Source organism: Phycicoccus jejuensis, assembly GCF_000720925.1.
Lineage (GTDB): Bacteria > Actinomycetota > Actinomycetes > Actinomycetales > Dermatophilaceae > Phycicoccus > Phycicoccus jejuensis.
In genome coordinates this window covers 235,537-258,168 of the sequence record NZ_JOEE01000003.1, presented here as the reverse complement: position 1 = coordinate 258,168, position 22,632 = coordinate 235,537, and the positions used below count along the sequence as shown (strand labels likewise).

Genomic DNA, 22,632 nt, shown 5'->3' with positions numbered 1-22,632 from the left:
TCCCCGACCCGGGGGTCGGTGGTCCGGTGTCAGTGCTTGAAGGCGTCCTTGACGTTCTCGCCGGCCTGCTTGACGTCCGACTTCGTCTGGTCCCCGCGGCCCTCGGCCTCGAGGCGCTCGTTGTCGGTCGCCTTGCCGGTGGCCTCCTTGGCCTTGCCGACGACGTCGTCCTTGATGTTCTCGATCTTGTCTCCGAGACCCATGAGGTGCTCCCTTCGCTACGGGGTGCAGCACGCCCCGCCAGGAACGCACCACGCTGATGGGTACCACGCTATGCACGCTCGAGCGCCCGTGGGGCTTTCGACGCGACAGACTTTCGACGAACATTCGACGCCGCAGGTCGCGGCCCTTCAACGGCATCCACCACCACGCCCTCGGGGCGACGGCGGCCGTGCGGTCGTGGGATGCTCCCGCGGTGGTCCCCAGCGAGTCGCCCGACACCTCCACCGAGCAGCCCGAGCCGTCGGCGCGCTTCGTCGACCGGGACCTGCGCGAGGCGCGCTTCGTGCGCTGCGACCTCTCGGGCGCCGTCCTGCGGGCGGTCGACGTCGCCGGCGCGGAGATCGACGCGCCCTGGCTGCTCGACGGCGAGAGCACCCTGCTCGTCAACGGCGTCGACGTCACCGGCTTCGTCGACGCCGAGCTCGACCGGCGGATGCCCGGGCGGGCCCTGCGCCGGGCCGAGGACCCCGACGGCCTGCGTGCCGCCTGGGCCGCGGTCGAGCAGGCCTGGGCCGGTGCGGTGGCCCGGGCCGAGTCGATGCCGCAGGGGTCGCTCGACGCCTCCGTCGACGGGGAGTGGTCCTTCGCCGAGACGGTGCGGCACCTCGTCATGGCCACCGACACGTGGGTGCGGGGGGCGGTGCTCGGGGTCGAGCGCCCGTGGCACCCGCTGGGGATGCCGAACGCCGAGTACGCCGCCGACGGCCACGACCCGTCGGTCTTCGCGCCGGGCACGCCGCCGTGGTCCGAGGTGCTCGCCGTCCGGGCCGAGCGGACGGCCCACGTGCGCGAGCTGCTCGCCGCGACGACCGCCGACGAGCTCGACGCGACCCGCGCCACCCCGTGGGCGCCGCAGTACCCGGAGACCGTGCGGTCCTGCCTCCACACCGTCCTCGAGGAGGAGTGGGAGCACCTGCGCTACGCCCTGCGAGACCTCGACGTCCTGGCCGCCCGTGCGGGGGAGCGCAGCTCAGCCGGGTGACACGACGAGGACGAGGTCGCCGCCCTCGACCTGCTGGTGCCCGGAGATGGCCAGCCGATCGACGGTGCCACCCGTCGGCGAGGTGATGCTCGCCTCCATCTTCATCGCCTCGATCGTCGCGACGACGCCGCCGGCCTCGACGGTGTCGCCCTCGGCGACGACCGGGGTGACGACGCCGGCGAACGGGGCCGCGACGTGGCCGGGCGTCCCGGGGTCGGCCTTCTCGGCGGCCTTGGTCGCCACCTCGACCGAGCGGTCGCGCACCTGAACCGGACGGAACTGCCCGTTGAGGGTGCACATGACCGTGCGCATCCCCTGCCGGTCCGGGTCGCCGATCGAGCTGATGCCGAGGAGCAGCCGCTTGCCCGCCTCGATCTCGGCCTCGTACTCCTGACCGTGCTCGAGGCCGTGGAGGAACTCGATCGTGCCGAGGACCGACAGGTCGCCGTACAGCTCGCGGGTCTCCTCGAACTCGCGCGTCGGCCCCGGGAAGAGCAGCTGGTTGAGGGTGCGCCGGGTGTCGGTGACGAGCGCCTCCTCCTGCTCGGGCGTCAGCTCGGTGACGCGCGGCTTCGGGGTGCGGCCCTGGAGCGCCTTGGTCCGGAACGGCTCGGGCCAGCCACCGGGCGGGTCGCCGAGCTCGCCACCGAGAAAGCCGATGACCGAGTCCGGGATGTCGTAGCGGGTCGGGTTCTCCTCGAAGTCCGCCGGGTCCGCGCCGACACCGACCAGGGCGAGCGCGAGGTCACCGACGACCTTGCTGCTGGGCGTCACCTTGACGAGGTGCCCGAGGATGCGGTCCGCGGCGGCGTACATGTCCTCGACGTCCTCGAAGCGGTCGCCGAGCCCGAGCGCGATGGCCTGCTGGCGCAGGTTCGACAGCTGGCCGCCGGGGATCTCGTGGAAGTAGACGCGGCCGGTGGGGGAGGCGAGCCCGGACTCGAACGGCGCGTAGAGGCGGCGCACGGCCTCCCAGTAGGGCTCGAGCGCGAAGACGGCGTCGATGTCGAGGCCGGTCTCGCGCTCGGTGCCGTCCGTGGCCGCGACGAGGGCCGAGAGGCTCGGCTGGCTCGTCGTCCCGGACATCGTCGCCGTCGCCGCGTCGACGGCGTCGACCCCGGCGTCGATGGCCGCGAGCAGCGTGCCGACCTGCCCGCCCGCGGTGTCGTGCGTGTGCAGGTGGACCGGCAGGTCGAAGTTCTCGCGCAGGGCCGTCACGAGGCGCCGGGCCGCCGGCGCCCGCAGCAGCCCGGCCATGTCCTTGATGGCGAGGACGTGCGCGCCGGTGCCGACGATCTCCTCGGCGAGGCGCAGGTAGTAGTCGAGCGTGTAGAGCCGCTCGCCCGGGTCCATGAGGTTGCCGGTGTAGCACAGGGCGACCTCGGCGACCGCGGTCCCCGTGTCGAGCACCGCCTCGACCGCCGGACGCATCTGCGAGACGTCGTTGAGCGAGTCGAAGATCCGGAAGACGTCGAGGCCGGTGCGGGCCGCCTCGTGGACGAACGCGTCGGTGACCTTCGTCGGGTACGGCGTGTAGCCGACCGTGTTGCGCCCGCGCAGCAGCATCTGGAGCGGGATGTTCGGCATCGCCTCGCGCAGCAGGGCCAGGCGCTCCCACGGGTCCTCGTGGAGGAAGCGCAGCGCGACGTCGTAGGTGGCCCCGCCCCAGGCCTCCATCGAGAGCAGCTGTGGGGTGGTGCGGGCGACGTGGCCGGCGACGTGCAGCAGGTCGCGCGTGCGCATCCGGGTGGCCAGCAGCGACTGGTGGGCGTCGCGGAAGGTGGTGTCCGTGACCGGCACGTCGGTGCGCTCGCGCAGCTGCCGGGCGAACTCGGCCGGGCCGACACGCAGCAGGAGGTCGCGGGTGCCGGGCGGCAGCGGCGCGTCGGTGTCGAGCGCCGGCAGCTTGGTCCGCGGCTTGAGGTGGGTGGTCGCGGGGCCGTGCGGCTGGTTGACGCTGACGTCGGCGAGGTACTGCAGCAGCTTCGTGCCGCGGTCGCCGCCCATCCGCGCCTCGAGGAGCTGGGGGCGCTCGTCGATGAAGCCGGTCGTCGCCTCTCCCCGCTGGAAGACGGGGTCGGCGAGGACGGCCTCGAGGAAGGGGATGTTCGTCGAGACGCCGCGGATCCGGAACTCCGCCAACGCCCGTCGCGCCCGCCGGACGGCCACGCCGAAGTCGCTGCCGCGGCAGGTCAGCTTGACGAGCATGGAGTCGAAGTGGGGGCTGACCTGCGCGCCGACGAACACGGTGCCGCCGTCGAGGCGCACGCCACCGCCGCCGGCCGAGCGGTAGACGGTGATCTGGCCGGCGTCCGGACGGAAGCCGTTGGCCGGGTCCTCGGTCGTGATGCGGCACTGGAGCGCGGCGCCGCGGGTGCGGATGTCCTCCTGGCGCAGCCCGAGGTCCTCGAGGGTCTCGCCGGCGGCGATCCGCATCTGCGAGACGACGAGGTCGATGTCGGTGACCTCCTCGGTCACGGTGTGCTCGACCTGGATGCGCGGGTTCATCTCGATGAAGACGTAGCGACCGTCCTCGCCGAGGAGGAACTCGACCGTGCCGGCGTTGCGGTAGCCGATGGTCTCGGCGAAGCGCACGGCGTCCGCGCACATGCTCGCGCGGACCTCGGGGTCGAGGTTCGGAGCGGGCGCGATCTCGACGACCTTCTGGTGGCGGCGCTGCACCGAGCAGTCGCGTTCGAAGAGGTGCAGGACGGTGCCGGTGGCGTCGGCGAGCACCTGGACCTCGATGTGCCGCGGCCGGACCACGGCCTCCTCGAGGTAGAGCGTCGGGTCGCCGAAGGCCGCGTCGGCCTCGCGCTGGGCGGCCTCGAGCGAGTCCCGCAGCTGCGCCCGCTCGTCGACCCGGCGCATCCCGCGCCCGCCACCGCCGGAGACGGCCTTGACGAAGACCGGGAAGCCGATCTCCTCGGCCGCGGCGGCCAGCGCGTCGAGGTCGGTCGTCGGCTCGGCGCCGCGCAGCGTCGGCAGGCCGGCCTCCCGGGCCGCGGCGATCGCCCGGGCCTTGTTGCCCGCGAGGTGCAGCGCGGAGGCCGGCGGGCCGATGAAGGTGATGCCGGCGGCCTCGCACGCCTCCGCGAGGTCCGGGTTCTCCGACAGGAAGCCGTAGCCGGGGTAGACCGCGTCGGCGCCGCAGTCGACCGCGACCCGGACGATGTTCGCGTGGTCGAGGTAAGCGCGGACGGGGTGGCCGACCTCGCCGATCTCGTAGGACTCGTCCGCCTTGAGCCGGTGCTCGGAGGTGCGGTCCTCGTGCGGGAAGACCGCGACCGTCTTGGCCCCGAGCTCGGTGGCGGCGCGGAACGCGCGGACGGCGATGTCCCCGCGGTTGGCGACGAGGATCTTCTGGAACACGGCGGACCTCCGGGCGTCGGGGAGCGGCACGGCCCACCCTAGTGACGCGCGACACACCGGTGTCCCGACGTCCACGGGAGCGGGCGGGACACCCGGACGCGACACCGCATCGACCGTTCGGATGTCCCGAATGCGTTCCGGTTGCGCTTAGCCTGTCTGTCGTGCAGGGGTACCGCAGGGGTGCACCCACCTCCGCACGCGTCGGCGTGCTGCAGGTGGTCGCTGCCGCCTGCGCAGGTGTCGCGGCCGTCGTCGGGATGGTCGCGCTGCAGCCCGGCGGCCTGTCCGCGCTCGACGGCAGGCCCGAGCCCACGCCCTCGGTCAGCCCGACGCCCACCCCGACGACCCCGTCGCCCACGCCGACGCCGACCGCCACCGGCCCGGGGCCCCGCTCGGGGCCGGGGACGGTGCCGTCGCTGCCCTCGCCGACCCTCGCGGACCCGACGGCCTCGCCGTCCCCGACCGCCACAGCGCTGCCCGGCCCGCCGTTCGTCAGCCCGCAGGACCTCTGGCTGCGGCCGGGCGCCTCGCGCACGCCCGTGCCCTCGAGCAGCCCGACCCCCACGGACACCCCGACCCCCACGCCGAGCCCGACGCCCTCGACCGGCGAGTCCTCGCCGCAGCCGACGGCCACCGAGCCCTCCACGACGCCGAGCGACCCGACCCAGGGCAGTGACGGGATCCCGAGCAGTGACGGGACCCAGGGCACCGGTGAGGGCACCGGCCCGGTGCCGAGCCCGACCGCCGCGCCGGGCGCCGACCCGGCCGTCCCCGCCACCTGACCCGTCCCGGGGACCGACGCTCGTGGCCGCCCCACGGCTCGCGGGGAATCGGGTTGGGGCGTGTCGGTGTTGCACGGCATACTGGCAGTGCGGTGGCCCTGTGCCGCCGTGACAACTCAACAGCGTGGGAGTGCTCCCCTCAGGGGGGTGATCGGTTTCGACATTGGTCGGATGTCCAGTGGGAAGCGGGTCGAGGAGGCACGGTCATCTCGTCAAACGCTCCGTGCAAACCAATAGGTGCCGATTCCAAGCGCACCGACTTCGCCCTCGCCGCCTGAGCGAGCCCGAAGTCCGTTGGCCTGAGCATGATCTCGGCTCAGTAACCAGCGTCATCTAGAGATCTTGCTGCGTCGTCACGCCGAGGGGCGACGCGGGACTCTCACTCGGCTGGGCCTGTCGGGGAACGTGTGCGTGCGAGCCCCGGGGCCGAGAAAATCCACAGCGCACTGCACCCGGAGAAGCCCTGGTCTCCCGTCAGTGGACGCGGGTTCGATTCCCGCCACCTCCACCACGGCGCATTCCCACGCCTGCCCCGCAGACGACCCGGGCCCTCCTTCCCGAGGGCCCGGGTCGTCCACGTGCGGGGCGGCTCAGGCGAGGTCGAGGCGGTAGCGCTCGCCCTCGCGGGTGAAGCCGAGCCGGTCGTAATACGGCGCGACCATCCCGGGCGCGGTGAGCACCCGACGGACCCCGAGCTCGCGGAAGAGGCCGGACCGGCGGAAGACGAACTCGCCCGGCGCGAAGTCGCGGAACCGCGGGGTCACGTAGTCCAGCTCGACCTCGGCCGTGCCGTCGCCGACGTCGCGGACGACGATGACGCCGGCCGTCTCGTCGCCGTGCTGCACGAGCCACGTCGAGCGCGAGGGGTCCGTCCCGGCGGTGAACCCGGGGAAGAAGCGGGCGATGTCCCCGGCCCACAGGTGCAGGACGTGCAGCAGGTAGCCGTCGTCCCCGCGCACCGGGACGACGGCGAAGGCCCGCTCGTCACCCCGCTCCCGGAGCATCCGGACGATGAACCACAGGTTGATGCCGGCGAGGACGACGTTCATCGCGACCATCGGCCAGACCCCGAGCACCGCGTTGAAGACGACGAGGATGACGCAGGCGACCGTGTTGAGCACACGCAGCCGCAGGATGCGGGCCTGCAGCAGCGAGAAGACGAGCAGCGCGGACCCGAACCAGCCGAGCGCGTCGACCCAGGTCACGGCTCGCCCAGCGCGAAGCGGACCTGCACCTCGACCCCGACGACCGACTCGCCACCCTCGAGGGGGACGCCCGCATCGGCCGAGGCGAAGCGCGCCTTGGGCATGGGCACCGGGCCGCCCATCGGCGCCTCGCGGACGCGCAGCACCGGCCCGAGCGGCCGGCCGGCGAGGCGCGCCCACTGGTCGGCCCGCTCCTGCGCGTCGGCGAACGCGGCGTCCCGCGCGCGCACGAGCAGGGGAGCCGGGTCGGCGACCTCGAGCGAGACCCCGTCGACGGCCAGGGCGTCACCGGCCGCCCCGGCGAGCGCCGAGATGACGGCCCCGGCCCGGTCCCGGTCCCGCACGCGCAGGCGCAGCGACTGGTGCGCCGTGTACCCGACGACCCCCTGCCCTTCCCGGTCCCAGCGCGGCGAGACGCCCATCCCGGTCGTGCGCCGGTCGGCGTCGCGGACCCCGTGGTCGTCGGCGGCGGCGACCGCTGCGGCGAGCCGGTCGGCGAGGCCGGAGAGCGCGGAGGCGACGTCGGGGCCGTCGACGTGCACCCGCACGTCGAGGACGACGACGTCGGGCGGTGCACCGGCGTTGCCGGTGCCGGTCACGTCCACGTGGTCCGACATGCGGGTCACGGTAGCGGCGCGGGGGCGACCGCACCACGGACCCCGATTCGGGATACCTGCCGGTACGCGGTTAGATCGACCGCATGCCCGCCGCGCCCTCCATCGCCAATAGCGTCACCGTCCGCCTCGTCCTGCCCGCCCGGCCGACCGCGGTCAGCGAGATGACGAGCCTCATCGAGAAGGCGGGCGGGGTCGTCACCGGCCTCGACGTCACCGGCTCGGGGCACGCGCGGATGCGGGTCGACCTGACGATGCTCACGCGCGACGTCGACCACGCCGACGAGATCGTCGCGGTCATGCGCACGGTCGAGGGCGTCGAGATCGGCAAGGTCTCGGACCGCACCTTCCTCATGCACCTCGGCGGCAAGCTGACCGTCGAGTCCAAGGTGCCGATCCGCACCCGTGACGACCTGTCGCTCATCTACACGCCGGGTGTCGCCCGCGTCTGCATGGCGATCGCCGACAACCCGGCCGACGCCCGCCGCCTGACGATCAAGCGCAACACCGTGGCGGTCGTCACCGACGGCACGGCGGTGCTCGGGCTCGGCGACATCGGCCCGCTGGCGGCGCTGCCGGTCATGGAGGGCAAGGCGGCCCTGTTCAAGCGCTTCGCCGACATCGACGCCTTCCCGATCTGCCTCGACACCACCGACGTCGACGAGATCATCCGCACGGTGAAGGCCATCGCCCCCGGGTTCGCCGGCATCAACCTCGAGGACATCTCGGCGCCGCGCTGCTTCGAGGTCGAGGCGCGCCTGCGCGAGGAGCTCGACATCCCGGTCTTCCACGACGACCAGCACGGCACGGCGATCGTCGCGCTCGCCGCGCTGCGCAACGCCCTGCGCGTCGTCGGCAAGCGGCTCGAGGACGTGCGCCTCGTGATGAGCGGCGCAGGCGCGGCCGGCACCGCGATCCTCAAGCTCATGCTCCACGCCGGGGCGCGCCACGTCGTCGTCGCCGACGTCGACGGCGTCGTCCACCGCGACCGCGCCGACGTCCTCTCGGGCGACCACCCGAACCACGCGTGGATCGCCGAGCACACCAACCCCGACGACATCAGCGGCTCGCTCGCCGACGCGGTCCGCGGCGCCGACGTCTTCCTCGGCGTCTCGGCCCCGAATATCCTCTCGGAGGAGGCGGTCGCCTCGATGGCTCCCGGCTCGGTCGTCTTCGCGATGGCCAACCCGGTGCCCGAGATCGACCCCGAGATCGCCGCCCGGCACGCCGCCGTCGTCGCGACCGGTCGCTCGGACTTCGCGAACCAGATCAACAACGTCCTCGTCTTCCCCGGTGTCTTCCGCGGCCTCATCGACGCGGCGAGCAGCCACGTGACGATGGAGGTGCTCCTCGCCGCGGCCGACGCCCTCGCGGGCGTCGTGACCGAGGAGGAGCTCAACGCGACGTACATCATCCCGAGCGTCTTCCACCCGGACGTCACGAGCACCGTCGCGGACGCCGTGCGCCGTGCCGTCGAGGGCGTCGAGGGCGTCCACGACGACCCCGACGCGTGACGGCGGCGTCCTCGCGCCCCGGTCGCGTGGCCGGGGCGCTCGCGCTGGCCGCGACGCTCGTCCAGCTCGTCGTGCTCTACGTCCCGCGGGCGCCGGGCGTCGACCCGTTCCCGAACGCCGACAAGGTGGTCCACCTCGCGGTCTTCCTCGTCCCGGTGGCCCTCGCCGTGCTGGCGGGCGTCCGGGTGCGCTGGGCCGCCGGGGTCTTCGCGGCCCACGCCGTCCTCAGCGAGGTCGTGCAGGCCACGCTCCTGCCGGCGCGCAGCGGTGACCCTCTCGACGCGGTCGCCGACCTCACCGGTGTCGCGCTCGGGGTGCTCCTCGGCGTGACCCTCGCCCGTCGGCGCGTGGCCGGGAGCGCCCCCGCGCGCTGGTAGACTGGACCCCTTGACCGAGGTGGCCCGGCGCCTGGCCGCGCCGATGCCCGCAGAGTGCGGGCCGCTCCACACCACTCCCACCCGGTCCGCCGGTGACACCGCGAGGTCGAACCGGCCACCCAGGGCCACAGACGGCCCCGAGGCTCGTTGTCCGTGCTGGTTCGCCACCGGTTGACGACGTGTCTGTCAACCGAACGACGAACCACGAAGGTGAATCACCCATGCCCAAGAAGGCATCCGGGCCCAAGGCCCGTTGGACCGCTGCCCAGAAGGCGGAGGCCCAGAAGGGCCCCAAGAAGCCGCACCGCGGCCAGTCCGCCCGCAGCACCGAGACCACCGAGCGCACCAAGCGCCCCCGGGCCGAGCGCTCGCCGCGCTGGGACCGCGAGGACCCGCGCCGCGGTGACCGCCCCGCCCGCAGCGAGCGTCGCGAGGGGCTCCAGCGCGAGGACCGTCCGCGTCGTGACGACCGCTTCCAGCGGGACGAGCGCCCGGTGCGGTTCCAGCGCGAGGACCGTCCGCAGCGCGTCCAGCGGGACGACCGTCCGCGTCGGGACGCCGGCTTCCAGCGCGAGGACCGTCCGGCGCGCTTCGCGCGGGACGACCGTCCGCGTCGTGACGACCGCTTCCAGCGGGACGAGCGTCCGGCGCGCTTCCAGCGCGAGGACCGTCCGCAGCGGTTCGAGCGCGAGGACCGTCCGCGTCGTGACGACCGCTTCCAGCGGGACGAGCGTCCGGCGCGCGTCCAGCGCGAGGACCGCCCGCAGCGCTTCGAGCGCGAGGACCGGCCCCGCCGCTGGGTCTCCGGCGACGGCGAGGAGCGCCGCGTCCACCGTCCCCACGACGAACGCCCCCGCCGCGAGCGCGGCGACCGTCCCTTCCGTGAGCGCTCGCCGCGCGTCGCCGACCCCGTGCGGCGCGACCGCCACGAGGGCCGCCACGTCGAGCAGCGTGGCTACGAGGCGCCGCGCAGCTTCGAGGAGGCCGAGGCCGAGCGCGCCGAGGCCGACACCTGGACCGCGTACCGCTCGGTCGCGGCCGGTGGCCCGCGTGAGGTGACCGAGGACAACGGCTTCGCCGCCCTCGGCCTGCCCGAGCGCCTCGTCGAGCGCCTCGCCCGCGACGGCATCACCGAGCCGTTCCCGATCCAGGCCGCGACGATCCCCGACGCGCTCGCGGGCCGCGACGTCCTCGGCCGGGGCCGTACCGGCTCCGGCAAGACCCTCGCCTTCGGCCTGCCGACCATCGCGCGCCTCGCCGACGGTGTGCGCCCCGAGCCGCGCCGCCCGCGGGCGCTCGTCCTCGTGCCGACCCGCGAGCTCGCGATGCAGGTCAGCGACGCGCTCGAGCCGTTCGTCCACGTGACCGGCCTCAAGCACCGGCTCGTCGCCGGCGGCCTGTCCTACGAGGGCCAGATCTCGGCGCTCAACCGCGGCGTGCACCTCCTCGTCGCGACGCCGGGCCGCCTCGTCGACCTGATGGAGCGCGGCGCCGTCGAGCTCGGCGGGGTCGAGGTCGCCATCCTCGACGAGGCCGACCACATGGCCGACATGGGCTTCGTCCCCGAGGTCACCGCGATCCTCGACGCCGTGCCCGAGGGCGGGCAGCGCCTGCTCTTCTCGGCCACGCTCGACCGCGGCGTCGACACCCTGGTGGAGAAGTACCTCGTCGACCCGGTGACCCACTCGACCGACGACGCGCAGGCCGCGGTGACGACGATGAGCCACCACGTGCTCCTCATCGACCCGCAGGACAAGAAGACCCTCACCGCCGAGCTGTGCTCCCGCGCCGGCCGCACGGTCGTCTTCGCCCGCACCCAGCTCGGGGCCGAGCGCATCGCCCGCGAGCTGCGCGAGCGCGGTGTCCTCGCCGCGGCGCTGCACGGCGGGCTCTCGCAGGGCGTGCGCAACCGCGTCCTCGGCGCCTTCCGCGACGGCCGCGTCCCCGTGCTCGTCGCCACCGACGTCGCCGCGCGCGGCATCCACGTCGACGACATCGGGATGGTCGTCCAGGTCGACCCGCCGACCGACCACAAGGACTACCTGCACCGCGCCGGCCGCACGGCCCGCGCCGGGGAGGAGGGCGCCGTCGTCATGCTCGCCCTCCCGCACCAGCGCAAGATGGTCACCCGGATCATCGAGGGGGCCGGCGCCGAGGCGCAGGTCGCCAAGGTGGCCCCCGGCGACGCGACCGTCTCCGCGCTCGGTGGCGTCGCCCCGAGCGGCGTCCCCGTGCCCGACGAGGTCTGGCGCCCGCTGCTCGAGGCCAAGCCGCAGGGCCGGGGCGGCCCGCGCCGCGGTGGCCCGCACCGGGGTGGTCCGCGCGGCGGTCGCCCGCAGGGTGGCCGCAGCGGCGGTCGTCCGCAGGGTCGCGGGGGCAGAATGGGCGCGTGAGCGCCACCACCACCGGGCGCCTCCTCGTCGCCACCCCGCAGATCGAGGAGGGCGTCTTCCACCGCAGTGTCGTCCTCGTGCTGCACCACGGCGACGACGGGGCGCAGGGCGTCGTGCTCAACCGCCCCGTCGACGCCGGCATCGACTCGGTCCTGCCCGGCTGGGAGGAGCACGCCAGCCGGCCGGCCACCCTCTTCCAGGGCGGGCCGGTCCAGCTGGACTCCGCGCTCGGGCTGGTCGCCGTTCCCGGCGACTCGCCCGAGCCGACCGGGGTGCGCCGACTGTTCGGCGCCGTCGCCCTCGTCGACCTCGACACCCCGCCCCCGCTCGTCGTCCCCGAGCTGTCGGGCCTGCGCATCTTCGCGGGCTACGCCGGGTGGTCCCCGGGCCAGCTCGAGGAGGAGATCGCGACGGGGTCGTGGTTCGTCGTCGACACCGAGAGCGCCGACGCCTTCACCGACCACCCGGTCGACCTGTGGCAGCGGGTGCTGCGCCGCCAGCCCGAGCCGCTGCGCTGGATGGCGCTCTACCCGCCGGACCCCTCGCTCAACTGACGCCGTGGGCCCGCCGGCGTCCGGGAGGCCCCGCAGGACGAGCGCGTACCCTGCTGCCCATGAGCGAGACGATGCCGCCGCCCAGCGACCCGAACGCGCCGCAGGGGCAGCCCGACGGCCCGCAGACGCAGACGGCCGTCCTCGAGCGCACCGAGACCGTCCCCGAGGTCGCCGAGCCCGGCGACCACGAGCGCTTCGCGCACTACGTCCGCAAGGAGAAGATCCTCGAGAGCGCGCTGTCGGGGGAGCCGGTGACGGCCCTGTGCGGCAAGGTCTGGATCCCCGGGCGCAACCCCGACCGCTTCCCGGTCTGCCCGACCTGCAAGGAGATCTACGAGGGCCTGCGACCGCCGGAGGACGGCGACTGAGACGGGGCTGAGAGTCTCCCGCCGGAGTTGACCGAGTCCTTACGCGGGCCTGACCCGCAGCAGTCGTCGGGCGCGTATCGCGGGAGGCGGAGGTCTTACGCAACCCTGACCGCGGGCTGACCCCGTCGGTCCGGAGGCGCGCCTAGCGTCCTGCGGGTGCCCCGGTCGACCGACCGGGCTGACTCCCGGAAGGACGCCCATGCGTACTCGTTCCCTCACGGCCCTCGCCGCCCTCACCCTCGGCGCGGCCGGCTCCCTCGTGCCCCTGTCCTCGGCCCAGGCCCGCCCGATGGCGGCGGACACCGCCCAGTCGGCCGAGTGCACCGTGCACAGCGACGTCGTGGGCGGCCGTCACGCCGCGGGGCCGAACCGGGCCGACCCGCACGAGCTGACCCCGGCGCAGACCAAGGCGAACGACGCCGCGATGGCCAAGGCGCTCGCGGCGAAGGGCTACGACACCCGCACCGACGGCAAGGCCGTCACGCAGTCGGCGCAGCGCTCGGCCGCCGCCTCGAACAAGAAGCCCGTCGCGGCCTTCGCCGGGGGCGTCGTCGACGTCTACGTCCACGTCATCACCGACGGCACGAACGGCAGGCTGACGAGCACCCAGATCAACAACCAGATCTCGGTCCTCAACAACGCCTACTCCTCGGCCGGGTTCTCCTTCCGCCTGGCCGGCACGGACACGACGACCAACGCCTCCTGGTACCAGGGCCTGACCGACGGCACCACGCAGGAGCGCCAGATGAAGACCGCCCTGCGCAAGGGCAACATGGGCGACCTCAACCTCTACACCGCGAACCTCGGCGGCGGCCTGCTCGGGTGGGCGACCTTCCCAAAGGCGAGGCAGGACGTCATGGACGGCGTCGTCATCCTCGACCAGTCGGTGCCCGGCGGCACGGCCGCGCCGTACAACCAGGGCGACACCGGCACGCACGAGGTCGGCCACTGGATGAACCTCTACCACACCTTCCAGGGCGGCTGCTCGGGCAGCGGTGACTCGGTCTCCGACACCCCGGCCGAGGCCTCGCCGGCCTACGGCTGCCCCACCGGCCGCGACACCTGCGGCACCGCCGGCCTCGACCCGATCACCAACTTCATGGACTACTCGGACGACGCGTGCATGAACACCTTCACGACCGGCCAGGCCACCCGGATGCAGAACGCGTGGCTCGCCTACCGCAACGTCTGACCGGCCATCTCGGCTAGCACAGACCGAGGGCCCCGGCGCAATCCGCCGGGGCCTTCGGTGTGTCGTCCGGCGGCCGGTTATCGTGGCCGTCGCCCATGAGTACCTCTGCTGCCGGACACCTGCCCCCCGCCTATCCCGAGCGGGCCGCGTGGGGTACCGCGTCGAAGCTCCGCGCGTGGCAGGAGGAGGCCCTGGCCGCCTACCTGGCCCGCCAGGAGAAGGACTTCCTCGCGGTCGCGACGCCCGGCGCCGGCAAGACGACGTACGCGCTGCGGATCGCCACCGAGCTGCTCGACCGCGGCGTCATCCGGGCGGTCACCGTCGTCGCCCCGACCGAGCACCTCAAGACGCAGTGGGCCGATGCCGCGGGCCGGGTCGGCATCCAGCTCAACCCGTCGTTCTCCAACGGCGCCGGCGTGCAGTCGAGCGAGTACCACGGCGTGGCTCTGACGTACGCGCAGGTCGCGGCCAACTCGGCCCTGCACAAGCGGCGCACGGAGGCCGAGCCGACGCTCGTCATCCTCGACGAGATCCACCACGGCGGCGACGCCCGCTCGTGGGGCGACGGTATCCGCGAGGCGTTCACGCCGGCCACGCGGCGCCTCTCGCTGACCGGGACGCCGTTCCGCTCCGACACCAACCCGATCCCGTTCGTGCGCTACGAGATGGACGCCGCGGGCATCCTGCGCTCGGGGTCGGACTACAACTACGGCTACGCGGCCGCGCTCCGCGACGGTGTCGTGCGCCCGGTCCTCTTCCTCGCCTACGGCGGCGCGATGCGCTGGCGCACCAAGGCCGGCGACGAGGTCGCGGCCCGGCTCGGGGAGCCCCTGACCAAGGACATCACCGCGCACGCGTGGCGCACCGCGCTCGACCCCAAGGGCGAGTGGATCCCGGCGGTGCTCAGCGCCGCCGACAAGCGACTGTCCGAGGTGCGCCGGCACGTGCCGGACGCCGGCGGCCTCGTCATCGCCTCCAACCAGAACGCGGCCCGCGCGTACGCACGCATCCTCACGGACATCACCGGCGAGAAGACGACCGTCGTGCTCTCCGACGACGCGGGCGCGAGCTCACGGATCGAGGAGTTCAGCCAGAGCGAGGCGCGCTGGATGGTCGCGGTCCGGATGGTCTCCGAGGGCGTCGACGTCCCGCGCCTGGCCGTCGGCGTCTACGCCACCTCGACCTCGACCCCGCTGTTCTTCGCCCAGGCCGTCGGTCGCTTCGTCCGGGCCCGTCGTCGCGGCGAGACCGCGTCGGTGTTCCTGCCGTCGGTGCCGATCATCCTCCAGCTCGCCGCGACGATGGAGGAGGAGCGCGACCACGCGCTCAACCGCCCGAGCAGCGACGAGGACGAGGCGTCGCTGTGGGCCGAGGAGGAGGGGATGCTCGCCGCCGCCAACCGGACCGAGAAGACCCTCGGGCTCGACGAGTCCCGCTTCGAGGCGCTGGAGTCCGACGCGCACTTCGACCACGTGCTCTTCGACGCCAAGCAGTTCGGCCTGCACGCCGAGGTCGGCTCCGAGGAGGAGCAGGACTACCTCGGCCTGCCGGGGCTGCTCGAGCCGGACCAGGTGGCGATGCTCCTCCACGAGCGCCAGGCCAAGCAGGCCAAGGGGAGCTCGGCCCGGCCGCAGACCGCGCAGGGGCCGACGCCGGTGGCCCAGCACCGCGCCCTCGCCGCGCAGCGCAAGGAGCTCAACAAGCTCGTCGCGGCGTACTCGAGCAAGACCGGGGCCCCGCACGCCAACGTCCACATGGAGCTGCGCCGGGCCTGCGGTGGTCCGGAGCTCGCGTCCGCGACGAGCGAGCAGGTCACCGAGCGGATCGCGAAGATCCGCAACTGGTTCGTCGGCCGCCGCTGACCGCTCGGCGGTCGTGCGCCGGCTCTACCTGCTGTTCACCGGATGCTCGGCGCATCCTGAGAGAACGGCCACGCCCTCGTCGCGCACCGGCCGCCCGGACGGGCTAACGTGCCGCCCCGTGACCGACAACACCTCTGCATCCCGCCGCCAGCTGCTCACCATGGCCGTCGTCGGTGGCGCCGGCCTCTGGGCGGCCCCATCGGCCTCCGCCGACCCCCACCACGGGCACGGCCACGACCACGACCACCACCACGGCGGCAAGACCTTCCGTCTCACCGTGCTCGGCACGACCGACCTGCACGGCAACGTCTTCAACTGGAACTACTTCGCCAACGCGGCCTACTCCGACAAGGCCGGCAACCAGATCGGCATCGCGAAGGCCGCGACGCTCATCAAGGCCATGCGCGCCGAGCGCGGCGCGAGCACCTGCCTGACGCTCGACGCGGGCGACACCATCCAGGGCACGCCGCTCGCGTACTACTACGCGAAGATCGACCCGATCACCGGCGGCTCCAAGCACCCGATGGCCCTCGCGATGAACGCCGTCGGCTACGACGCGGCCGCCCTCGGCAACCACGAGTACAACTACGGGCTCGACACGCTGCGGGCCTTCCAGAAGCAGTGCCGCTTCCCGCTCCTGTCGGCGAACTCGGTCGACTGGAACACCGGCCGGCCGGTCTTCCCGCCGTACGTCCTCAAGCGGGTCAAGGTCAAGGGCGGCAAGGACATCACGGTCGGCATCCTCGGCCTCGTGACGCCCGGCGTCGCGATCTGGGACAAGGCCAACGTCGAGGGCAAGGTGAAGTTCCCCGGCATCGTCGAGCAGGCGAAGGTGATGGTCCCGCGCCTGAAGCGGATGGGCGCCGACGTCGTCGTCGTGTCCTGCCACTCCGGCCCGGTCCCCGGCTCGAGCTACGGCGACGCCCTGCCCTACCCCGAGAACGCGAGCACCCAGCTGGCCGAGGAGGTCCCCGGCATCGACGCGGTCCTCGTCGGCCACGCCCACCTCGAGGTTCCGCAGAAGCTCGTGACCAACAAGGTCACCGGCCGGCAGGTGCTCCTCAGCGAGCCGTACTACTGGGGCATGCGCGTCTCGGTCATGGACCTCGACCTCTGCTTCGAGCGCGGCCGCTGGTCGGTGCGCTCGTCCTCGGCGACGCTGCTCAACGCGAACACCGTCCCCGAGGACGCCAAGATCGCGGCCCTCGTCCGTCCCGCGCACGAGAAGGTCCTCGCGTACGTCAACGGCGTCATCGGCACCTGCACCGAGGCGATGTCGGCCGCGACGTCCCGCTACGAGGACACCGCCGCGATGGACTTCATCAACCTCGTCCAGGGGCAGGCCGTCAAGGATGCCCTCGTCGGCACCCCGCAGGCCGACCTTCCGGTGCTCTCGATCGCCGCGCCGTTCAACAAGGACGCCGCCATCCCGGCGGGCGAGGTGACCGTGCGCGACGTCGCGGGGCTGTACATCTTCGACAACACGCTGCTCGGCATCACGCTCACCGGTGCGCAGGTCAAGGCCTACCTCGAGCAGTCGGCGGCGTACTTCCAGCAGGTCACCTCGGCCGGCCCGTTCACCCCGGAGCAGGTGACGAACGCGAAGACGCCGACCGCGCCGAACGGCACGCCCGACTACAACTACGACATCATGGGCGGCCTCGACGCACCCCTGACCTACGAGATCGACATCGCCAAGGACCCGGGCTCGCGGATCACGAACCTCCAGTACGCCGGCGCCCCGATCGACCCGGCGCAGGAGTTCGTCATCGCGATCAACAACTACCGCCAGTCCGGCGGTGGTGGCTTCCCCGGCGTCACGACGGCCCCGGTCGTCGACAACCGGCAGGTCGAGATCCGGCAGCTGCTCATCGACTGGGTGACCGCCAACCAGCAGATCGACCCGCCGAGCTTCGCCTCCACCGACTGGCGCCTCGTCGCGAACGGCACGCCGGTGGTCATCACCGCCTGAGCTCCGCCCCGCACCCCGGACGGGGCTTCCACCCCGTCGAGTGAACAGAACACGCCGTGCCCGACCCCTCGGGCACGGCGTGTCCTGTTCACTCGACGGTCGAGCGGGTGGCCGCCGTCGCGACGAGCGGGCCGGTGCGGTGGGGGAGGTGGGTCACGAGGCAGATGGCCGTGTTGGCCCGCAGCACGTGGACGTCGTCGATGATCTCGTCGATGACCCGGCCGAGGTCGGCGTTGTCGCGGGCCGCCACCCGCACCACGAGGTCGCCGACGCCGGTGATCGAGTGGATCTCGAGCACCTCGGGGATGGCCGCGAGGTGCGCGACGACCGGCTCGTGGCCCTGCCGCTGGCTGATCTCGAGCGTGCAGAACGCGGTGACCGGGTACCCGAGGGCGTCGGGGTCGACCTGTGGGGCGAAGCTGCGGATCACCCCGCGCTCCTGCAACCGGTCCAGGCGCGCCTGCACCGTGCCGCGCGCCACCCCGAGCCGGCGGGAGGCGCCGAGCACGCCGACGTGCGGGTCCTCGGTGAAGAGGGCGATGATCCGGGCGTCGAGGGCGTCCACCCCGTCCTTATTGGCCATGGTCACATCGTCCAGCAGGAAGGGGTGCCGAGGCAACAGCATGCACATCGTGTGCACCGTGTCGGCGAGAGGTTGCACATCCCGACCAGCGCCCCGACAGTGGCGGGATGACTGACACGACGACGACGTCCGCCAGCCGCCTCGACCTCACCGACCAGGAGCGCGCGGCCGAGCTCGACCTCGAGCAGCTCAAGCAGCTCGTGGGCCTGGTCGACTACGACGAGAGCACCGACCCGTTCCCGGTCACCGGCTGGGACGCCATCGTCTTCGTCGTCGGCAACGCGACGCAGACCGCGCACTACTACCAGAGCGCGTGGGGCATGGAGCTCGTCGGCTACACCGGCCCCGAGAACGGCACCCGCGACCACAAGGCGTTCGTCCTCAAGTCCGGCTCGATCCGCTTCGTCGTCAAGGGCGCGGTCACCCCCGACAGCCCGCTCATCGAGCACCACGCGAAGCACGGCGACGGCGTCGTCGACATCTCCCTCGAGGTGCCGGACGTCGACAAGTGCGTCGAGCAGGCCCGTCGCGCCGGCGCGACCGTCCTCCAGGAGCCGGAGGACCTCACCGACGAGCACGGCACCGTGCGCGTCGCGGCCATCGCGACCTACGGCGAGACGCGGCACAGCCTCGTCCAGCGCGTCGTCGACGGCACGACCTACGCCGGCCCGTACCTGCCCGGCTACGTCGCCGCCTCCTCCACCTTCGTCAAGCGCGACGGCGCCCCGAAGCGCCTCTTCCAGGCCCTCGACCACATCGTCGGCAACGTCGAGCTCGGCAAGATGGACGAGTGGGTCGGCTTCTACAACAAGGTCATGGGCTTCGTGAACATGGCCGAGTTCATCGGTGACGACATCGCCACCGACTACTCGGCGCTCATGTCCAAGGTCGTCGCCAACGGCAACCACCGCGTGAAGTTCCCGCTCAACGAGCCGGCGATCGCGAAGAAGAAGAGCCAGATCGACGAGTACCTCGAGTTCTACGCCGGCCCCGGTGCGCAGCACCTCGCGCTGGCGACGAACGACATCCTGCGCACCGTCGACGAGCTGCGCAGGGAGGGCGTCGAGTTCCTCGACACCCCGGACGCCTACTACGACGACCCCGAGATGCGCGAGCGCATCGGTGAGGTCCGCGTGCCGATCGAGGAGCTGAAGTCCCGCAAGATCCTCGTCGACCGCGACGAGGACGGCTATCTCCTCCAGATCTTCACCAAGCCGCTCGGCGACCGGCCGACCGTCTTCTTCGAGATCATCGAGCGCCACGGCTCGCTCGGCTTCGGCAAGGGCAACTTCAAGGCGCTCTTCGAGTCCATCGAGCGCGAGCAGGACAAGCGCGGCAACCTCTGACGCGCGACCACTGGGGCACGCTCGACGCCGCCGGATTCCGAGGGGGTCCGGCGGCGTCGCCGTGTCAGGAGCGCTCCTGGTCCGCGGGGGAGGACCAGGGGCGACGGGCCGCGGGACGGGCACGCCGTCGACGGCGAGGTCGGTGCGCTCGGCGTAGAAGCAGACGAGGTCGCGCAGCGCCGCGACCTCGGGCAGCGGGTCGGGGTAGGACCAGGCGACGTCCTCGACCTCCGGCCGCCCCTCGCGCGCCGGGAGCGACCAGTAGCGGGCGTCCCCCTTGTACGCGCAGGTCGTCGTCGACGCGCTCGGGCCGAGCAGGTCGAGCCGCACGTCCTCCGCCGGGACGTACCAGCGCGCGGGGATGTGGGTCTCGTGCACGGCCGTCGTGCGGTGGGTGTCGGCGAGGACGACACCGTCGACGGCGACGACGACGTGCCGGTCGGCCGCGAGGAGGTCGATGCGCTTGAAGGGGTCGTGCGGGTGGCCGGTGACCGCGGTGGCCTCCCCGACCCAGTCGAACGGCGCCCACTCGACGACGACCCGGCCCGCCGAGGTCGGGGTCGTCCGGGGCGACGCCCGCCCCCTCAGGCCGCGGAGTCGGCGCGTGCGTTGAGCCGGGCGTGCTTGCGGCCGTAGAGGAAGTACACGAGGAACCCGAGCACCATCCAGACCGCGAACCGCAGCCAGGTCTCGACCGACAGGTTCGTCATGAGGTAGACGCAGGCCAGCGCCGACAGGGCCGGCACGACCGGCGAGAACGGCGTGCGGAAGGGCCTGGGGAGGTCCGGCTTGGTCCGGCGCAGCACCGGCACGGCGATCGAGACGACGACGAACGCGAACAGGGTGCCGATCGAGACGAGGTCGGCGAGGGCGGTGAGCGGCACGAACCCCGCGAGCACCGCGACGAGGACGATCGTCATCATCGTGATCTTCCACGGCGTGCCCCACTTCGGGTGGACCTCGGCGACCGAGCGGGGGATGAGGCCGTCGCGGCCCATCGAGAAGCCGATCCGACCCATCGCGACGATGTCGACGAGGATGACCGACGTCAGGCCCGCCACGGCGGCGATCGAGACGAGGACGGACGCCCATCCGGCTCCCACCGCCTCGAACGCGCTGGCGATGGGCGCGCCCTCGTTGAGCTGCGAGAACGGGACCATCCCGGTGATGACGAAGGAGACGCCGACGTAGAGCAGCGTGCAGATGCCGAGCGTCCCGAGCAGGCCGAGCGGCAGGTCGCGGCTCGGCTTCTTCGTCTCCTCGCCGAGGTTGGCGACGGCCTCGAACCCGGTGTACGCGAAGAAGACCACGGCCGCTGCGGTGAGGACGCCGGCGAAGCCGAAGGCCGTCGGCTCGATGCCGAAGAGCGCCTGACTGACCGGCTGCTTGAGCCCCGAGGTGCCCTCCTTCACCGGCTGGGCCGGCGGGATGAACGGCGTGAGGTTGGCGGCCTTGACGTAGAACGCGCCGGCGATGATGACGAAGACGCAGACGGCGACCTTGACGACGACGAGCGTGTTGGTCACGCGGGCGCTCTCGCGGATGCCGACGACGGCGACGACGCCGAGGAGCAGGACGATGGCGATGGCGCCGAGGTTGACGACCGACTCCTCGCCGAAGATCGAGGTCGGCAGGTCGAACAGCTCCTGCGCGTAGCCGGACCATCCGCGCGCGACCACGGCTGCTCCGAGGGCGAACTCGAGGATGAGGTCCCAGCCGATGATCCACGCGAACACCTCGCCGATCGTCGCGTAGGCGTACGTGTAGGCGGAGCCGGCCGTGGGGACGGCGGAGGCGAGCTCGGAGTAGCAGAGGGCCGCGAGCAGGCTGACGGCCCCGGCGATGACGAACGAGATGACGACGCCCGGGCCCGCGTGGTTCTTGGCCTCGATCCCGGTCAGGGTGAAGATCCCCGTGCCGATGACGATGCCGATGCCGAAGCCCATGAGGCTGAACGGGCCGAGGCGTCGGTTCAGCCGGCCCGGGCCCTGGGTGTCGCCGCCGCCCTCGCCCTCCGGGCCGCCGGCCTGCGCCAGGACGTCCTCGACGGGCTTGGTGCGCAGGACGGAGTGGTCGTCGCTCATCCGGCGACCCTACGACCGGCGGGGGAGCGGCGGCGCGATGCGTCCACGGACGTTGCGAGCCCGTCCCGGGTGACGCCTCACGCCCCCTGTCGGTTGCTCCACCCACTGAGGCAACCGGGACGAGCGGCGCTCCTCGACCGCTCACCGTGGTTGCTCCACCCACTGAGGCAACCGGGACGAGCGGTGCTCCTCGACCGCTCACCGTGGTTGCTCCTTGGCTCGAAGCGAACGACAGCGGGCGTCGGGGGTCCATCTGCGGCGACGAGCGGCAGCCCCGCCTCGCTGGACGGCCGGGGACGGCTCTCGGAGGCCGCCATCCCTGCGGTCCCCGAAGGGCCAAGCGAGGGCGTCCGGGGCCGCGTGCGATCCTTGGGCGCATGACGACGCCGAGCGCCCCCGGCTGGTACGAGGACCCCGACGACGCGACCCGCCTGCGGTACTTCGACGGCATCGTGTGGAGCAGCCACACCACCCCGCGCCACGCCCAGCCCGCCGCCCCCGCCGTGAACGCCCCCGTCGACCCGGCATCCACTGCCGCGCCGGGCGCGCCGGCCGGTCCCGCCGACCCCCGGACCCAGGGCACCCCATGGGGCGGCGCCCCGCAGCAGCCGTGGGGGCAGCCCCCGGCGCAGCACCCCCACTGGCAGCAGGCCCCGGTCGACCGCGCGCTGCGGATGCCCGACGGCGACGTCGTCGCCGAGTGGTGGCGCCGCCTGCTGGCCTGGGTCGTCGACTCGCTGCTGACCGGCCTCCTCGCGGGTCTCGCGTCCCTCCCGCTCATGGGTTCCTACCTCGACGCCGTGCGCGACTGGCTCCAGGCGTCCGCCAACGGCGAGAACCCCGATTTCTCCGTGCCGCTCAACGCCTTCGCCGAGATCGCGCTGCCGATCGGGCTCATCCAGATCGGCGTCGGCCTGGTGTACTCGACCCTCTTCCTCGTCTGGCGCTCCGCGACACCGGGCAAGATGCTGCTCGGCACCATCGTCCGCCCCACGGCAGGGCGTGCGCGGATCGGCGTGGGGGTCGCCCTGCGCCGTCAGTCCCTGGGCGTCGTCAGCGACCTGCTCCAGCTCAACCCGCTCGTCAACGTCGCGGGCATCGTCCTGTCGGTTGTCGACCCGGGGTGGCTGATCCGCGACCCGCGCCGCCAGGCGCTGCACGACAAGGTCGCCGACACGGTCGTCGTGCTCCGGAAGCGCTGACCTCCGAG

18 protein-coding genes, 1 other RNA gene and 1 pseudogene are annotated in these 22,632 nt (G+C 72.9%); 13 read left to right on the top strand and 7 right to left on the bottom strand.

From position 1 onward, the window contains the following. Positions 1-29: 29 nt before the first annotated feature. Entirely contained in the window at positions 30-203 is a 174-nt protein-coding gene (locus tag IG69_RS21565; protein WP_084696651.1) for a CsbD family protein, read from the bottom strand. 212 nt (positions 204-415) lie between these two features. Between IG69_RS21565 and IG69_RS0107505 the strand changes: the two genes are divergently transcribed. Then, positions 416-1,204 carry a DinB family protein gene (locus IG69_RS0107505; RefSeq protein ID WP_051750336.1) on the top strand — a complete coding sequence of 263 codons (789 nt, stop codon included), beginning with the start codon at positions 416-418 and terminating at the stop codon, positions 1,202-1,204. Here IG69_RS0107505 and IG69_RS0107500 read toward each other — a convergent pair. After that, on the bottom strand, positions 1,193-4,576 hold the full coding sequence (locus IG69_RS0107500) for a pyruvate carboxylase (protein WP_030527544.1): 3,384 nt from the start codon (positions 4,574-4,576) through the stop codon (positions 1,193-1,195). The genes IG69_RS0107505 and IG69_RS0107500 overlap by 12 nt on opposite strands. 161 nt (positions 4,577-4,737) lie before the next feature. On the opposite strand from IG69_RS0107500, the gene IG69_RS0107495 reads away from it, so the two are divergent. Both IG69_RS0107495 and ssrA read left to right on the top strand, forming a co-directional pair. Then, a complete protein-coding gene (locus IG69_RS0107495) occupies positions 4,738-5,358 on the top strand; it encodes a hypothetical protein (RefSeq protein WP_030527543.1) in 621 nt (206 codons plus the stop codon). 143 nt (positions 5,359-5,501) lie between these two features. Continuing rightward, positions 5,502-5,869, top strand: a transfer-messenger RNA (tmRNA) gene (ssrA, locus tag IG69_RS21560). 79 nt (positions 5,870-5,948) lie between these two features. Here the strand turns inward: ssrA and IG69_RS0107490 are convergent. Both IG69_RS0107490 and IG69_RS0107485 read right to left on the bottom strand, forming a co-directional pair. Next, on the bottom strand, positions 5,949-6,563 hold the full coding sequence (locus tag IG69_RS0107490; RefSeq protein WP_030527542.1) for a YgjV family protein: 615 nt from the start codon (positions 6,561-6,563) through the stop codon (positions 5,949-5,951). Continuing rightward, entirely contained in the window at positions 6,560-7,180 is a 621-nt protein-coding gene (locus IG69_RS0107485) for an SIMPL domain-containing protein (protein ID WP_030527541.1), read from the bottom strand. The genes IG69_RS0107490 and IG69_RS0107485 overlap by 4 nt, the downstream gene beginning before the upstream one ends. A gap of 83 nt (positions 7,181-7,263) precedes the next feature. Between IG69_RS0107485 and IG69_RS0107480 the strand changes: the two genes are divergently transcribed. The 8 genes from IG69_RS0107480 (at position 7,264) to IG69_RS0107445 (ending at position 17,409) form a co-directional block, all read left to right on the top strand. After that, entirely contained in the window at positions 7,264-8,691 is a 1,428-nt protein-coding gene (locus IG69_RS0107480) for an NAD-dependent malic enzyme (RefSeq protein WP_030527540.1), read from the top strand. Beyond that, complete coding sequence (locus tag IG69_RS0107475; RefSeq protein WP_030527539.1) at positions 8,688-9,068, top strand: VanZ family protein; 381 nt, start codon at positions 8,688-8,690, stop codon at positions 9,066-9,068. Before IG69_RS0107480 ends, IG69_RS0107475 begins: the two co-directional genes overlap by 4 nt. A gap of 221 nt (positions 9,069-9,289) precedes the next feature. Continuing rightward, entirely contained in the window at positions 9,290-11,461 is a 2,172-nt protein-coding gene (locus IG69_RS0107470; RefSeq protein WP_030527538.1) for a DEAD/DEAH box helicase, read from the top strand. Beyond that, positions 11,458-12,015: a YqgE/AlgH family protein gene (locus tag IG69_RS0107465; RefSeq protein WP_030527537.1), complete on the top strand. Its 558-nt coding sequence runs from the start codon at positions 11,458-11,460 to the stop codon at positions 12,013-12,015. The genes IG69_RS0107470 and IG69_RS0107465 overlap by 4 nt, the downstream gene beginning before the upstream one ends. A 59-nt stretch (positions 12,016-12,074) precedes the next feature. Next, on the top strand, positions 12,075-12,383 hold the full coding sequence (locus IG69_RS0107460) for a DUF3039 domain-containing protein (protein WP_030527536.1): 309 nt from the start codon (positions 12,075-12,077) through the stop codon (positions 12,381-12,383). A 199-nt stretch (positions 12,384-12,582) separates the two neighbouring features. Next, positions 12,583-13,575, top strand: a complete 993-nt coding sequence (locus IG69_RS0107455; RefSeq protein WP_030527535.1) for a zinc metalloprotease — start codon at positions 12,583-12,585, stop codon at positions 13,573-13,575. A gap of 95 nt (positions 13,576-13,670) precedes the next feature. Further along, positions 13,671-15,437 (top strand): DEAD/DEAH box helicase, encoded by a 1,767-nt coding sequence (locus IG69_RS0107450; RefSeq protein WP_030527534.1) that lies wholly within the window; start codon positions 13,671-13,673, stop codon positions 15,435-15,437. Between the two features lie 160 nt (positions 15,438-15,597). Beyond that, positions 15,598-17,409: a bifunctional metallophosphatase/5'-nucleotidase gene (locus tag IG69_RS0107445; protein ID WP_051750376.1), complete on the top strand. Its 1,812-nt coding sequence runs from the start codon at positions 15,598-15,600 to the stop codon at positions 17,407-17,409. An 88-nt stretch (positions 17,410-17,497) separates the two neighbouring features. Here IG69_RS0107445 and IG69_RS0107440 read toward each other — a convergent pair whose 3' ends face one another. Beyond that, the gene (locus IG69_RS0107440; protein WP_030527532.1) at positions 17,498-17,992 is read right to left on the bottom strand and encodes an Lrp/AsnC family transcriptional regulator; all 495 of its coding nucleotides are present in this window, start codon (positions 17,990-17,992) and stop codon (positions 17,498-17,500) included. A gap of 107 nt (positions 17,993-18,099) precedes the next feature. On the opposite strand from IG69_RS0107440, the gene hppD reads away from it, so the two are divergent. Beyond that, entirely contained in the window at positions 18,100-19,338 is a 1,239-nt protein-coding gene (gene hppD / locus IG69_RS0107435) for a 4-hydroxyphenylpyruvate dioxygenase (RefSeq protein WP_030527531.1), read from the top strand. A gap of 159 nt (positions 19,339-19,497) precedes the next feature. Here the strand turns inward: hppD and IG69_RS23255 are convergent. Both IG69_RS23255 and IG69_RS0107425 read right to left on the bottom strand, forming a co-directional pair. After that, a pseudogene (locus IG69_RS23255) lies at positions 19,498-19,797 on the bottom strand (DUF427 domain-containing protein); the annotation flags it as partial. Between the two features lie 125 nt (positions 19,798-19,922). Further along, positions 19,923-21,422, bottom strand: a complete 1,500-nt coding sequence (locus tag IG69_RS0107425; protein WP_030527529.1) for an amino acid permease — start codon at positions 21,420-21,422, stop codon at positions 19,923-19,925. Between the two features lie 377 nt (positions 21,423-21,799). Between IG69_RS0107425 and IG69_RS0107420 the strand changes: the two genes are divergently transcribed. Next, complete coding sequence (locus IG69_RS0107420) at positions 21,800-22,624, top strand: RDD family protein (RefSeq protein ID WP_030527528.1); 825 nt, start codon at positions 21,800-21,802, stop codon at positions 22,622-22,624. Positions 22,625-22,632 lie beyond the last annotated feature (8 nt).